The sequence below is a fragment of the Snuella lapsa genome (assembly GCF_039539345.1).
Lineage (GTDB): Bacteria > Bacteroidota > Bacteroidia > Flavobacteriales > Flavobacteriaceae > Snuella > Snuella lapsa.
Genome location: NZ_BAABCY010000086.1, coordinates 35,650 through 50,218, shown reverse-complemented (window position 1 = coordinate 50,218; position 14,569 = coordinate 35,650). Strand labels below are relative to the sequence as shown.

The following is a 14,569-nucleotide window of genomic DNA, read 5'->3' as shown; positions in this document are numbered from 1 at the left end:
TTAAATTATACATTGATTTTTTATTTTCAACAAAATTATGTAGATCAAATCGTTACGTAAAAAAATAGGGACAAAGAAGCCCATTATGGGATGAATAGAATGTCTTAAGAAATATAATCTTTAAACTGTGGGATGTAATTGGTAGATATAGGGATGGGTTTCTCATTGTTTTTTATATGAATGAAAAACTTACCTGAAACTTTTTCGATTAATTTGATGCTTTTTACATTAACAATAAAAGAACGATGGCACCTTTTTATGACAGAGTTATCCAGTGTGTTTTCTAAGTTTTTAAGCGTATTACGAATAAGTTTTTTCTTTGCTTTTCCTTCATCAAGATATTGAACTACCACATAGTTATCTGCCGACTCAAAATACAATAGATTATTTATTGGCACAGATAACTTAACTAGGTTGTTTCCATCGGGTATTCCTATTAAATCTGTAGGTAGTGATGCACTCGCATTGGCATTGTTATTATTCTTTAACAGAAATACATAAATTATAAGTAGTGCTACAGAATAAGGAATTAAAACAACCAATGCTGCATAACGGATGCATTCTAAAAAAAATAACCAAAAAGATATTCCATCATATAGGTAGAAAGCAGACAAGACCAAAGCGATCAACACCATCTCCAATATTACCCAACCAATAAATTCAACAAACTTAAAGCTTGAAATTTTAAATAGTTTACGTAACGCAAACTGCGAAAAGGCCAAAACTAAAATACCTATGGCGGCAAACTTTGATAGCCTCAAAAATTGCGCAATACCCTCATCATCTTCCCATAAATTGATATTAAAGGGAACAAAAAGGTTTAAAAAAACCACACTAAAAACAAAGCAAAAACTAATAAGAAAAAGTTTTTGCCAGTTTTTGTCTAATAAAGGAAAAGGCTGCCAGATCATAGTTTTTATATTCAACACGATATGCCTTTTACCTTTTATATTTATTGATTTCCTAGAATTATTGGCATGCCGGTATCCCCAGATCCAATAACAACAACCTTACTATTTGGTGATTCTGATAATTTTATAGTTGCTTCAATACCTTTATCCTGAAGGATTTTATCTGTTAAGGATGCACTTAAAATTTTATTGGCATCGGCTTTCCCTTGCGCTTCAATGCGTTGTCTTTGGGCTTCTTTTTCGGCCGTAACTAACCTAAACTCATATTCTAAGGATTCCTGCTCTTGTTTTAACTTCCGCTCAATAGCATCCTTAATTGTAGGAGGTAAGGTTACATCTCTAATTAAAATACTGTTTAACTGGATGTATTGGCTCTCAACGATTTTTTTAGTCTCCAAAAATATCTCTTCCTGAATAGCATCTCGCTTGCTCGAATACAATTGCTCTGGCGTATAGCGCCCTACAACACTTCTAGCCGCACTTCTAACGGCTGGTTGTAAAACCCTTTTTAAATAGTTCTCCCCTTTTTCGTTATGCAACTTTCCAAGATTCTTTACGTCTGGCTCGTATAAAACAGAGGCATCCAATTGAATGTCCAAACCATTTGATGATAACACAGACATTTTTTCCGGAATTTCTTGCTGACGTGTTTCGTAATCAATCACACGGTTCCATGGTGCTATAATATGAAAACCCGGCCCTAGGGGTTCTTTATCTGAATCCACACCATTTTTTAATGTTTCATATAAAACACCTGCATGACCAGCATCGATGGTAACAGCAGATTTAGCAAGTACTATTATTAATATGATGCCTACAAAAACGAAAGGCAAAGCAATTTTTGGTAATTTTTCCATTAGTTATTATATATTAAATTAATCCATTGTATTTTCTCAGAAACCACTCGACTGTTAGACTTAAAGCTATTAAAGCAAGTAAATATTTCCAGTCAACCAAAGGTATGACATTTTTGTTGACCTTTTGAATTGCCACAAAGCGATCGTCATTTAAAATTTCGTTAACGAGGTTTTTTGTATCGGAAACAAAAAAGCTCTTGCCATTGCTATTAGTAGCCAATTGCTCTAATTTTGTTACATTGGCATTTAAGAATTGTTGTTCGACATTGTATTCCAAAATCTGAAAATTTCCAGATTTCGAAATATTTTCATTAACCGCACTAATGGTAAAGCTATATTCTGATGGTGGCAAATTACTTAAATCTGCTACATAATAATTGTTCTTCAATATGAGCGGGAACTGTTTTTCTTGACCTGAAAGTTTATCTGTTACAATTATATTGAGTGTTTCTCTCGAATCGAACACATAGTTATTATCGAAGACTTGTGCTTTAATTTCTATTTTACTACTTCCAGTATAAAATGATTCGTATTCAAGACTCAAGCGATCCCTTCTTTTGTTTGAAGCTAAGTATTGTACTAGTTTACCAATAAAATCATCGAATAGGTTAAATGTATTAGAATTTAAAAAACTCTGGGCTCTCCATTGCCAAATGCTTTCACCAAATAGAACCGCTTCCCTTTTCGAATTCATTTCGAAAGTAGCTAGTAATGGCGCGTTAACAGGCACATTATTTACACGTTTATTTAAAATAGTTTGATAAGGAACGGAAAAAGTAACAGCTCCATAATTAGATTTTAAAGGAGGAAACGACTCAAAATCTATATCGTCAATAATAAAGGGTGCATAATTCAGGTTTAATTCTGCTTGATAATCTTCTTCTTGGTTGGTAATTTCAAAAGTGTAGTTATTTCCAATAGTGTTTAAAAACCTTAAATCCGTTTTCGTTCCAACAATAACAAGTCGGTTTTTGTTTTGCTCATTTAAGACATTGTAAACTTGTTTAAATTTATTATTTGGTTGGTTGAGTATAATCAACTGAAAATCTTCCAACCTATCAATTGCTTCTTTAGGATTTAAAAAAGTTACTATGCGCTGTTCGTTACTTTCTATACTTCTTTTTAATACACCTAAATCGGGATGGGGAAAATCACTAACTATGGCTATTTTTGTTTTTTGATCAATAACTTCAACAGCAAAATTCTTAGAATTGTTAATCGTATTTTTTTCATTATCTATGGGCTGGATCGTTGCCTTGTAGCTACCAACACCTACTTTATTGGCTGGTAGCGTAAAATTTATAATTCTTGAATTGTTATTTTTTGAAAAACTCACGGGTTCTGAATAAACAGTTGTATTACCATTGGTAACAACAAACCGTGAATTGATAGATTTATTTCCATTGAATACCAAAATGGCTTCAACTGGAAATTTGTTTTTCAAGTATGCATATTTATTAACGTTTAACTGTTGAATTTTTAAATCGGTGTACGTAACGGTATCTCCTAATATTATTGGATAAATAGGTTGTTTGTAATGTGATGAAGTAAACAAATAATCGTTACCATAAGTTTGATTTCCATCGGTTATAAGGATTGTAGGGGCTGTTGCTTGCTTGTATATTTGAGAGAACTGTTTAAATACTCTATCTATATTGGTTTGCTTTCCAGAAAAAGAAATGGTATCCAACTTGTTTACCGACTCTCCAAAGGAATAGGCCTCTATATTGAACTTGCCCTGTAGTTTTTGATCACTTAAGAGCTGATTTGCTAAGTCTTGAACCTCTTTATCTTTATTTAAATACTTAACAGAACTAGAGTTATCTACAGCAATAACCAATGTTGGTTTTTCTATAGTTTGACTTGAATGTTTAAACTTAGGATTTATAAGTAGTAACAGTACAGAAAATATGGTTACAAACCTTAAGAAAGAAAAAAGCATGTCCAGTTTAGACATGCTCTTTCTTTTTGACTTATACTGAAAAAGCGCTAAAAAAAGCGCAATAATTCCAGCTAATATAATGTATACAAGCGTTTCTGTTTGCATCTAAAAATATCGATTTCTAAATTTCAAAACCATAATTCATGCATCTTGAAATTAAGTAAGCATTCCTCCATCGACATTTAGTGTTTGTCCAGTAACATAGGCACTCATGTCGCTCGCTAAGAATACACAAACATTGGCAATATCTTCAGGAGTACCACCACGTTTTAATGGAATCCCAGCGCGCCATCCTTTTACAACTTCTTCATCTAACTTAGCTGTCATTTCCGTTTCTATAAAACCAGGTGCAACAACATTAGATCTAATGTTTCTTGATCCAAGTTCTAAGGCAACGGATTTTGAAAATCCAATAATACCCGCTTTTGAAGCTGCGTAATTAGTTTGTCCTGCATTACCTTTTACTCCTACAACAGAGCTCATGTTAATAATAGATCCCTTGCGTTGTTTTAGCATAGTACGTTGTACTGCCTTGGTCATGTTAAAAACCGATTTTAAATTAACCTCAATAACGGTATCAAAATCTTCTTCACTTATGCGCATTAATAAATTATCTTTAGTAATACCTGCGTTATTGACTAATATATCAATACTACCAAATTCGGCAACCACATCATTTGCTAGGTTTTGGGCTTCTTCAAAACTTGCTGCATTGCTTTGGTATCCTTTAGCCTTCACACCTAAGGCTGTTAACTCACTCTCTAATGCTTTAGCTGCATCTACCGATGCGCTGTAAGTAAAAGCTACATTAGCTCCTTGTTGCGCAAAAACTTGTGCTATACCTTTACCTATCCCCCTACTCGCACCTGTAATTATGGCTGTTTTTCCTTCTAATAATTTCATTCGTTTAAATTTTAGTAATTTTTTTACTACATGTTAATTATAAAATTAAGAACGCGTGCAAACTCTCCTTACCTTCGTTCTCACATTAAAAATTTTAAACATTATTTTTTGTGAGGCATTTTTGAAATTTACTCTATAATCGATATTTAAATGCTCTCTGCCTATTAAACAATTTCATTTGCTTCTTGAATTTATCTAAATTTAATTAACAAGTGGTATCATTTATGGCGTTCAAATATAGTAATTACAAATTGTAAGATATAAAAAAACCTTACAAAATCTTGTAAGGTTCTAGTAAGTTATTGTCCTTTTATAAGAACTTATTTAAACTTTTTCAATATGGAAACGAAGTGGTTAATTGTTTGGTATGAATTTAATGTCCACCATGCCTACATAAGAGACTTTTGAATATTGAACAGGCATGATCTGGTCTGGATTTGTACCAGATCTAACACCGTAGTCGGTAATCAAAACATCACCACTTTCAACAGGAAACATTGCATTCCCTGAATCATTAAAAGTGTAATAGTCATTTGTGTTCACAGATACAAAATAAGCCACCCCCGAAGCTATATTAATAGGGTCGATTGTTTCAAACGACAATAAGCCTGAACTAGAAACAATATTTTTTGTCACTAAAATTTCTTCTGTTTCGGCATTACATAATGTCACTCTATAGGAGTCATTGTGTGGTACCCGAATACCTAAGGCAGTAATCTTACCATTTTTAAATGTCTTAAATTTATAGCCTACTTCAAAATGTGACACCCACTGCTGCATGGTACTTTTTAATTCCATGTGTCCAGTTTCTATTAAAGTTTTCATAGGGTACTGTGGCGCTTGTTCTATTAAATCTGAATCATCGTCTTTAGAACAGCTTATAAAAAGAGCACTTATAATTATTAGTTTTAAAATTGCTTTCTGTACTTTCATGATTTCTGGATTTTATTGTTTCATACCAGTATATCAATCCATGCTACATTTTGTTACCCTTAATAATACCATTTCTAACTAAATTTTAAGCACAAAAAAAATCCGCCGACCTTAAGTCAGCGGATTCTATATATTTAAATTGAAAAGCTTTTTAATTAAGCGTTTTGTAACGCTAAAACTTCAGCAACCTTACTTCCAATCTCGGCTGGCGAATCTACTACGTGGATGCCACAAGCTCTCATTATTTTCTTTTTTGCTTGTGCTGTGTCATCACTTCCACCAACAATAGCTCCTGCATGTCCCATAGTACGTCCTGCAGGCGCAGTTTCTCCTGCAATAAAACCAATAACGGGTTTTTTGCTACCACTTTCTTTATACCAGTTTGCAGCATCGGCTTCTAATTGTCCTCCAATCTCACCAATCATTACAACAGCTTCAGTTTCAGGATCGTTAATTAATAGCTCTACAGCTTCTTTTGTTGTAGTTCCAATTATTGGATCTCCTCCAATACCAATTGCAGTAGTAATTCCTAACCCCTGCTTAACAACTTGATCGGCTGCTTCGTAAGTAAGGGTTCCTGATTTAGAAACAATACCTACATTTCCTTTTTTAAATACAAAACCGGGCATAATACCTACTTTTGCTTCTTCGGGCGTAATTACGCCAGGACAGTTAGGACCTATTAAGCGACAATCTTTATGTTTAATATAATTTGATGCGGTAATCATATCCGCTACTGGAATTCCTTCTGTAATGGTAATAATAACTTTAATACCTGCATCGGCTGCTTCCATTATGGCATCGGCAGCAAAGGCTGGTGGTACAAAAATAATGGTTGTATCTGCTCCTACTTCGTTAACAGCGTCTTGAACAGTGTTAAATACGGGCTTATCTAAATGTGTTTGCCCTCCTTTACCAGGCGTAACACCTCCAACAATATTGGTTCCGTATTCTATCATTTGGCCTGCATGGAATGTACCTTCACTTCCTGTAAACCCTTGAACTATTATTTTTGAATCTTTGTTTACTAAAACACTCATCGTATATTTTTTATTTTAAATAAAGCTGTACAAAAGTACTTTTTTGAAGTTACTTTTAATAGCATTTTTTGTGTTTATTTTATTGATTTTAAAAGTTGCAATGTTTCTGGCAGTTGTCTTATAGAAGCCAATTCTTTATATTTTTTTCTGATATCCTCGGCAGGAGTCCCAAAATAGCTCTTACCGCCTTCTAAAGACTTACTAACGCCTGCTTGTGCCAGAAGTACCGCTTTTTTGCCTATTGTAACACCACTACTAATACCTACTTGTCCCCAAATGGTTACCTCGTCTTCTATAACAACACAACCAGCAATACCTACTTGCGAAGCTATTAAACATTTTTCTCCAATAACAGTATCATGTCCTATTTGTATTTGGTTATCCAATTTAGAGCCTTTGCCAATAGTAGTATTAGCAGTTACCCCTCTATCAATAGTACAGGCTGCTCCAATGTCTACATAATCTTTAATAACAATACTGCCACTAGACTTTAAGCGATCAAATCCTTCTGGTCTGTTTTTATAATAAAACGCATTTGCTCCCAACACAGCTCCAGCATGAATGGTTACATGATTTCCTATTATGGTATCATCATAAATACTGACATTGGAGTGGATAATACAATTATCACCAATAACCACGTTATTACCTATAAAACAATTAGGTTGGATAACAGTATTTTTACCAATTCTGGCGGACTCAGATATCAAGTTATTAGCTGGTTGGAATGGCTTGAAATGCTCGGCAAGCTTATTAAAATCGCGAAAAGGATCGTCACTTATAAGCAAAGCTTTTCCTTCTGGACATGCTACATCTTTATTTATTAAGACAATGCTGGCTTTCGAGGTTAAAGCTTTATCATAATATTTAGGGTGGTCGACAAATACAATATCACCGGGTTCTACGACATGAATTTCGTTCATACCCAAAACAGGAAAATCTTCACGGCCAACAAAGCTACAACCAATAAGTTGTGCTACTTCTTTTAAGGTATAAGGTTTCGGGAACTTCATAGATAAAGGTTAAACGGTTTTATACGGATATTTTTTTGGAGTATACCTGATATTCCCCATACGGAATACCAACTATCTATAACCCTATTACTCTTTAACGCGCTCTTTGTAAGTCCCTTTTTCTGTTTCTACCTTTATTTTATCACCTTCATTGATAAACAATGGCACGTTAATGGTTGCTCCTGTTTCTACCGTTGCAGGCTTGGTTGCATTGGTTGCTGTATTCCCTTTAACACCAGGTTCGGTTGCTGTAATTTCTAATATTACACTTGCAGGCATTTCTACAGAAAGCGGCATGTTGTCTTCGGTATTAATCATAACGGTAACAACTTCACCTTCTTTCATTAATCCAGGGTTATCTAGTGCTGCCTCAGTTAATTGAATTTGCGTATAATCTTCTGTATTCATAAAATGATAGTATTCCCCATCATTATATAAAAATTGAAACTTGTGCGTTTCAACACGTACATCCTCTAATTTATGACCAGCCGAAAAGGTATTATCAATTACTTTTCCCGTCGTTACACTTTTTAATTTTGTTCTAACAAAAGCTGGTCCTTTACCAGGCTTTACATGCAAAAACTCTATTACTTTATAAATATCGTTGTTATACTTGATGCATAACCCGTTTCTAATATCACTTGTAGTTGCCATATAATTAATTTGATTTAAAATATCCTTTCATAATACCACGATGTGAATTTCTAATAAACTGAAGAATCTCATCGCGTTCTGGAGTTGCTTCCATCTCGGCTTCAATAATATCTCCGGCCTGGGTATTGTTATAATTTTTTTGATATAGAATTCTAAAAATATTCTGTATTTCCCTAATTTTTTCACTTGTAAAACCACGTCTTCTCAACCCTACTGAGTTAATACCAACATATGACAATGGCTCTCTTGCTGCTTTAACAAATGGCGGCACATCTTTTCTAACCAAGGAACCACCAGTAACAAAAGCGTGGTTACCAATAGAACAAAACTGATGTACTGCTGTCATTCCTGCCAAGACCACATAATCTCCTATGGTAATGTGCCCTGCAAGTGTACTGTTATTTGAAAAGATGCAATTGTTCCCAACAATACAATCGTGTGCGATATGGCAATATGCCATAATTAAACAATTATTACCTATAACCGTTTTCATTCTATCGGCCGTACCTCTGTTTATTGTAACACATTCTCGGATCGTTACATTGTCCCCTATTTCAACAATTGTGTCTTCGTCATTGTATTTAAGGTCTTGTGGCACTGCTGAGATTACAGCTCCCGGAAAAATGTTACAGTTTTTTCCAATTCGGGCACCTTCCATAATAGTTACGTTACTACCTATCCAAGTACCTTCACCAATTACAACATTATTATGTATGGTAGTAAATGGTTCGATAACAACATTTTTTGCAATTTTAGCTCCTGGATGAACGTAAGCGAGTGGTTGATTCATTTAATATAATATTATTGTATTAACAATAAAGATGCACAAGCAGTTTACAAGAATAGACTGCTTTTTGCATAATTATTTTACTTTAGAAATTTGAGCCATAAGTTCGGCTTCTGCGCACAGCTTTCCGTTTGAATAAGCATATCCCTGCATATGGCAAATACCTCTGCGTATTGGTGTTATTAACGAACATTTAAAGATTAGCGTATCTCCTGGTCCTACTTTTTGTTTAAACTTAACATTATCCATTTTCATAAAAAATGTCAAGTAATTTTCGGGATCTGGAACTGTATTTAAAACCAAAATACCTCCGGTCTGAGCCATTGCCTCACATATCAAAACACCTGGCATAACTGGTGCTCCTGGGAAATGACCTGCAAAAAACTGCTCATTCATCGTTACGTTCTTCATTCCCACAACATGCGAGTCTGATAATTCAAAAATCTTATCGATAAGTAAAAATGGCTGACGGTGTGGTAACATGGCCATGATTTGATTAACATCCATAAGTGGAGGCTGATTCAAATCTATGTTTGGCACATTATTACGTCTTTCGTTCTTAATTATTTTCGAAAGCTTTTTAGCAAACTGGGTATTCACAAAATGCCCAGGCTTGTTTGCAATAACCTTACCTCGTATACGTGTGCCTATAAGTGCTAAATCACCTAGCACATCCAACAGTTTGTGCCTCGCAGCTTCATTAGGGTAATGCAATGTTAAGTTATCCAAAATACCATTAGGTTTAACAGCTATTGCGTCCTTTTTAAAGGCTACTTTTAATTTTTCCATGGTTTCTGTAGACAATGGTTTGTCTACATAAACAATAGCATTATTTAAATCACCTCCCTTAATCAACCCGTTTTCGAGAAGCATTTCAATTTCATGCAGAAAGCTAAAGGTACGTGAGTTGGAAATATCTTTTTTGAAATCGGAAATTTGATTTAATGTTGCATTTTGGGTGCCTAATACCTTTGTACCAAAATCGACCATGGTCGTTACTTGGTATTCCTTTGCAGGCATCACCAATATTTCACTACCAGATTCTTCATCGGTATAAGAAACAACATCGGTTACAACATATTCTTCGCGCACTGCTTCAAGCTCTACGATTTCAGCCTCTTCCAACGCTTCTACGAAAAACTTTGATGAACCATCCATAATGGGTGGCTCCGATTCGTTTAATTCTATAATAACATTATCAATATCCAAACCAACTAAGGCAGCTAGCACATGCTCTGAAGTTTGTATGGTCACACCGTTCTTTTCCAGGCAAGTACCTCTTTGGGTATTGGTTACATAATTTGCATCAGCTTCGATTAATGGTGTTCCTTCTAAATCTACACGTTTAAAGGCCAAACCTGCATTGGCTGGAGCTGGCTTAAAAGTTAAAGTTACATCTTTACCAGTGTGTAAACCAACACCTGTTAAAGAAACTGCTTCTTTTATGGTCTTTTGTTTTATTTCTGTATTAACTATTCCCATTAACTTTTTTTTCTAAATCATTAATATCTTTTACAATTCTAGGTAAATTCTTAAAGTGTACATACGACTTATTGTAGTCGCCATACGATAGAGCTGGCGACCCTTGAAGCACTTCGTCATCTTTCACATTACGTCCTATCCCCGATTGTGCTTGTATTTTTACATTGTTACCTATAGTTAAATGCCCCACGATTCCTACCTGACCTCCTATCTGGCAATCCATGCCTATTTTAGTAGACCCCGCTATACCTGTTTGCGCTGCAATAACCGTGTTTTTTCCTATTTCCACATTATGGGCAATCTGAATCTGGTTATCCAATTTAGCTCCCTCACGTATAATTGTGGATCCCATAGTGGCTCTATCGATAGTTGTAGCGGCGCCTATGTCAACATGGTCTTCTATAATAACATTTCCTGTTTGCGGCACTTTTTTATAGCCCCCATCACCATTTGGTGCATATCCAAATCCATCGGCTCCGATAATAGCTCCTGAATTTATGACACAATTATTACCTATTAGGGTTTCGGAATATATTTTTGCCCCAGAAAACACAATGGTATTATCTCCTATTACTACATTATCGCCAATATAGGCACTCGGAAATATTTTTACGTTATCTCCCAAAACCACATTTTCACCTACATACGAAAATGCCCCTAAATACAAGTTATCACCATGCTTTGAGGATTCCGAAAGAAACGAAGGCTGTTCTATACCTACTTTATTAAGCTTAACGGAATTGTAATATTCCAAAATTTTGGTAAAGGCCAAGTAAGCATCATTTACCTTAATTAGGGTCGTTTCCAAATCATTCTCGGGTTCGAATGTTTTGTTAACAATAGTAATGGAAGCTTTTGTAGTATAAATAAAAGGGGTGTATTTGGGGTTTGCCAAAAACGTTAAAGACCCCTTAAACCCTTCCTCTATTTTAGATAACTTTGATACTTCGGCATTTGGGTTCCCTACTACATCACCTTCCAAAATCCCCGCTATTTGCTGTGCTGTAAATTTCACACTAAATGTTTGTTGTTGTTAGTTTATTTTCGGCAAAAATAGGAAAAATACACTAAAGTTCGCCCTTAGGGTAGCATATATAATATTTAGTAACTGGTTTTGACAGGGCTTTTAAATTAAGTTGATCGGATGCCTTTACAATATCTTCTATTTTTCCAGACTTATGCAATATGTTTATATTTTGGTGCTTTTCATGGTATGCCTGATTAAAAATACTGCCTGTAAAAACAAAATAGGATGCTTCCTCATTGGATATACCATGCGCCTCTCTTATTGCTTCTACATGCTTTTCCAAGCGTTTGGTCTTTATTTTTTTATTTTTCATTTTTATTTTAAGTAAGTTTCTGTTTACTATCATCTTACTTAAATTACTTAATACAAAATCATCGTTATACTGCCATTCTTTCATGGCCGAAATAATATCGTAATCGTCTAAACTAGAAAAAACATCCAATGTAGCATTAGTGAAATTGTGAATGGAAATTTCATTTTCTAAAAAATACTGAAGTGCGCCACTCCCCTGCAATTTACACCCCTGTCCATGTAACTCCTTTGCCCGCTTTAAAACTCGTATTAACAGCTGCTCTGCGACCAAACCGGTTTTGTGCAAATAAACTTGCCAATACATTAAACGTCTGGCTATAATGAATTTTTCGACACTGTATATCCCTTTCTCCTCAACTACCAGTTCATCGTTAACCACATTAAGCATTGTTATAAGACGCTCACTGTTTATATTGCCCTCTGCCACGCCAGTGTAAAAGCTATCACGTTTTAAATAATCTGCTCGATCCATATCCAACTGACCAGAAATAAGCTCACACATAAACTTTCTATGGTATTCCCGCTTAAAAATTTGAATGGCTAATGTTAAACTTCCGTTAAACTCTTCGTTTAATTGCTCCATAAATAAGAGCGAAATTTGTTCGTGGGATACATTGTTAACGATACTGTGCTCCATAGCATGCGAAAATGGACCATGACCAATATCATGCAATAAAATGGCGATATAGAGAGCGTCCTCTTCTTCTTCAGATATCGTAACCCCCTTAAAACGAAGCACATTAACAGCTTGCTGCATTAAATGCACACAACCAATAGCGTGATGAAAACGTGTGTGATGTGCTCCTGGATACACCAAATAAGACATTCCCATTTGGGTAATACGTCGCAAGCGTTGAAAATATTTATGCTGAATTAAATCAAAAACCAACGAATTAGGAATCGTAATAAATCCGTAAATTGGATCGTTTAATATTTTAAGTTTGTTCAAACTTTAAAATTTAAGGTTTAGTAAGACAAATATATAATGTTATTGCTATGCTTAAAAATTTGAGAAGCAATTTATAACGCCTGATGAATAAAACAACAAACACCTTATGCCTGTAAGGCATTTAAATCTCGATTATCGAGTAACAATTTTATAAAACTTATATGAATACCATACAAATACTTTGGGTTGATGACGAAATAGATCTATTAAAGCCCCATATTTTATTTCTTGAGCAAAAACATTACGATGTAACGACCTGTACAAGTGGCACGGAAGCTATAGAAATGTTGGACGAAAAAAACTTTGACATTGTATTTTTGGATGAAAACATGCCCGGACTTACGGGACTTGAAACCTTAAACGAAATCAAGGAAAAACAAGACACACTTCCCGTGGTCATGATAACCAAAAGTGAGGAAGAGTATATTATGGAAGAGGCCATTGGAAATAAAATAGCCGACTACCTTATTAAGCCTGTTAATCCCAACCAAATATTGCTGAGTTTAAAAAAGAACCTGGACCTTTCGCGTCTTGTATCCGAAAAGACGACTTCTAACTACCAACAAGAGTTTAGGAAAATTGCTATGGAATTAGCTATGGTTAACAGTTACGAAGAATGGACTAGCCTATACCTTAAACTTATTTACTGGGAAATTCAATTGGAAGCAATTGAAGACGCCGGGATGTTTGAAATATTGGAATCCCAAAAAACGGAAGCCAATACCCAATTTGGAAAGTTTATTGAAAAAAACTATTCAAAATGGTTCGAACCACAAACAGAAGCTCCAATAATGTCGCACACCCTGTTTAAGGAAAGGATAGCCCCCGAGTTAAGCAAGGAGCAACCTACCTTATTGGTAGTAATCGACAATTTACGTTACGACCAATGGAAAGCTTTTGAGCCTATAATTAGCAATTACTATAAAAAAGAAAAAGAAGAAGCGTTTTTTAGCATCCTGCCAACAGCCACACAATATGCCCGCAACGCAATGTTTTCGGGTTTGATGCCTAGTGATATGGAAAAACTCTTTCCAGAATATTGGAAAAACGATACCGACGAAGGCGGCAAAAACCTTTACGAAGACAAGTTTCTTGCAAGCCAAATGAAACGCTTGGGACTTAACGACCTAAACTACGAGTACCACAAAATCACCAACCTAAAAACAGGAAAAAAGCTGGTAGACAATTTTAAATCCCTGAAAAAAAACGATTTAACCGTTGTAGTTTATAACTTTGTTGACATGCTTTCGCATGCCAAAACCGAAATGGAAGTCGTTAAAGAATTGGCTTCAAACGACAAAGCCTATAGATCTTTAACGCTAAGCTGGTTTAAAAACTCCCCCCTCCTGGAAATGATCCAACTAGCACAACAAATGGGATTTAAACTCATTTTAACTACCGATCATGGTACTATTAATGTAAAAAACCCCTCAAAAGTTATCGGCGATAGAGATACCAGTTTAAACCTACGATACAAAACAGGCAAAAGTTTAACCTACGACAATAAAGACGTATTAGTTGCGAAAGACCCAAAAAGTATACACTTACCTGCCATTAATATGAGCAGTTCTTATATTTTTGCAAAGGGCGATCTGTTTTTTGCCTACCCCAATAATTATAATCATTACGTGAGCTATTACAGAAACACCTATCAACACGGTGGTGTTTCTTTAGAAGAAATGATTATCCCAATTGTGATATTCAACCCTAAATAACTCCATGTAATGACTAAAAACACCGACGAAATGCATGATTTATT

The 14,569-nt window shown here is 35.0% G+C and carries 13 protein-coding genes; 1 reads left to right on the top strand and 12 read right to left on the bottom strand.

Going from position 1 to position 14,569, the window contains the following annotated elements:
• Positions 1-104 precede the first annotated feature (104 nt).
• From ABD792_RS16185 to ABD792_RS16130, 12 genes are all read right to left on the bottom strand, one after another.
• Positions 105-911, bottom strand: coding sequence for a LytR/AlgR family response regulator transcription factor (locus tag ABD792_RS16185; RefSeq protein WP_345007408.1), 807 nt, complete (start codon positions 909-911; stop codon positions 105-107).
• A gap of 41 nt (positions 912-952) precedes the next feature.
• Entirely contained in the window at positions 953-1,768 is an 816-nt protein-coding gene (locus ABD792_RS16180; protein ID WP_345007407.1) for a prohibitin family protein, read from the bottom strand.
• 13 nt (positions 1,769-1,781) lie between these two features.
• Positions 1,782-3,725 carry a VWA domain-containing protein gene (locus tag ABD792_RS16175; protein ID WP_345007406.1) on the bottom strand — a complete coding sequence of 648 codons (1,944 nt, stop codon included), beginning with the start codon at positions 3,723-3,725 and terminating at the stop codon, positions 1,782-1,784.
• A 141-nt stretch (positions 3,726-3,866) separates the two neighbouring features.
• Positions 3,867-4,613: a 3-oxoacyl-[acyl-carrier-protein] reductase gene (gene fabG / locus ABD792_RS16170; protein WP_345007405.1), complete on the bottom strand. Its 747-nt coding sequence runs from the start codon at positions 4,611-4,613 to the stop codon at positions 3,867-3,869.
• Between the two features lie 354 nt (positions 4,614-4,967).
• Positions 4,968-5,546, bottom strand: a complete 579-nt coding sequence (locus ABD792_RS16165) for a hypothetical protein (RefSeq protein ID WP_345007404.1) — start codon at positions 5,544-5,546, stop codon at positions 4,968-4,970.
• A gap of 155 nt (positions 5,547-5,701) precedes the next feature.
• On the bottom strand, positions 5,702-6,586 hold the full coding sequence (gene sucD, locus ABD792_RS16160) for a succinate--CoA ligase subunit alpha (RefSeq protein WP_345007403.1): 885 nt from the start codon (positions 6,584-6,586) through the stop codon (positions 5,702-5,704).
• A gap of 74 nt (positions 6,587-6,660) precedes the next feature.
• Positions 6,661-7,599, bottom strand: coding sequence for a UDP-3-O-(3-hydroxymyristoyl)glucosamine N-acyltransferase (locus ABD792_RS16155; protein WP_345007402.1), 939 nt, complete (start codon positions 7,597-7,599; stop codon positions 6,661-6,663).
• 87 nt (positions 7,600-7,686) lie between these two features.
• Entirely contained in the window at positions 7,687-8,253 is a 567-nt protein-coding gene (gene efp / locus ABD792_RS16150) for an elongation factor P (protein ID WP_345007401.1), read from the bottom strand.
• A gap of 4 nt (positions 8,254-8,257) precedes the next feature.
• Positions 8,258-9,043: an acyl-ACP--UDP-N-acetylglucosamine O-acyltransferase gene (gene lpxA / locus ABD792_RS16145; RefSeq protein ID WP_345007400.1), complete on the bottom strand. Its 786-nt coding sequence runs from the start codon at positions 9,041-9,043 to the stop codon at positions 8,258-8,260.
• A gap of 72 nt (positions 9,044-9,115) precedes the next feature.
• Positions 9,116-10,522, bottom strand: coding sequence for a bifunctional UDP-3-O-[3-hydroxymyristoyl] N-acetylglucosamine deacetylase/3-hydroxyacyl-ACP dehydratase (locus ABD792_RS16140; RefSeq protein WP_345007399.1), 1,407 nt, complete (start codon positions 10,520-10,522; stop codon positions 9,116-9,118).
• Positions 10,509-11,537: a UDP-3-O-(3-hydroxymyristoyl)glucosamine N-acyltransferase gene (gene lpxD / locus ABD792_RS16135; RefSeq protein WP_345007398.1), complete on the bottom strand. Its 1,029-nt coding sequence runs from the start codon at positions 11,535-11,537 to the stop codon at positions 10,509-10,511. Before lpxD ends, ABD792_RS16140 begins: the two co-directional genes overlap by 14 nt.
• A 52-nt stretch (positions 11,538-11,589) precedes the next feature.
• Positions 11,590-12,810 (bottom strand): HD domain-containing protein, encoded by a 1,221-nt coding sequence (locus ABD792_RS16130; protein ID WP_345007397.1) that lies wholly within the window; start codon positions 12,808-12,810, stop codon positions 11,590-11,592.
• A 161-nt stretch (positions 12,811-12,971) separates the two neighbouring features.
• Here ABD792_RS16130 and porX point away from each other — a divergent pair, with 161 nt between their 5' ends.
• Positions 12,972-14,525, top strand: coding sequence for a T9SS response regulator signal transducer PorX (porX, locus tag ABD792_RS16125; protein WP_345007396.1), 1,554 nt, complete (start codon positions 12,972-12,974; stop codon positions 14,523-14,525).
• Positions 14,526-14,569 lie beyond the last annotated feature (44 nt).

Coding starts and splice junctions, on each gene's coding strand:
- ABD792_RS16185 (WP_345007408.1), bottom strand. CDS start 911: ATGATCTGGCAGCCTTTTCCTTTATTAGACAAAAACTGGCAAAAACTT.
- efp (WP_345007401.1), bottom strand. CDS start 8,253: ATGGCAACTACAAGTGATATTAGAAACGGGTTATGCATCAAGTATAAC.
- ABD792_RS16155 (WP_345007402.1), bottom strand. CDS start 7,599: ATGAAGTTCCCGAAACCTTATACCTTAAAAGAAGTAGCACAACTTATT.
- ABD792_RS16175 (WP_345007406.1), bottom strand. CDS start 3,725: ATGTCTAAACTGGACATGCTTTTTTCTTTCTTAAGGTTTGTAACCATA.
- fabG (WP_345007405.1), bottom strand. CDS start 4,613: ATGAAATTATTAGAAGGAAAAACAGCCATAATTACAGGTGCGAGTAGG.
- ABD792_RS16180 (WP_345007407.1), bottom strand. CDS start 1,768: ATGGAAAAATTACCAAAAATTGCTTTGCCTTTCGTTTTTGTAGGCATC.
- lpxA (WP_345007400.1), bottom strand. CDS start 9,043: ATGAATCAACCACTCGCTTACGTTCATCCAGGAGCTAAAATTGCAAAA.
- sucD (WP_345007403.1), bottom strand. CDS start 6,586: ATGAGTGTTTTAGTAAACAAAGATTCAAAAATAATAGTTCAAGGGTTT.
- ABD792_RS16165 (WP_345007404.1), bottom strand. CDS start 5,546: ATGAAAGTACAGAAAGCAATTTTAAAACTAATAATTATAAGTGCTCTT.
- ABD792_RS16140 (WP_345007399.1), bottom strand. CDS start 10,522: ATGGGAATAGTTAATACAGAAATAAAACAAAAGACCATAAAAGAAGCA.
- porX (WP_345007396.1), top strand. CDS start 12,972: ATGAATACCATACAAATACTTTGGGTTGATGACGAAATAGATCTATTA.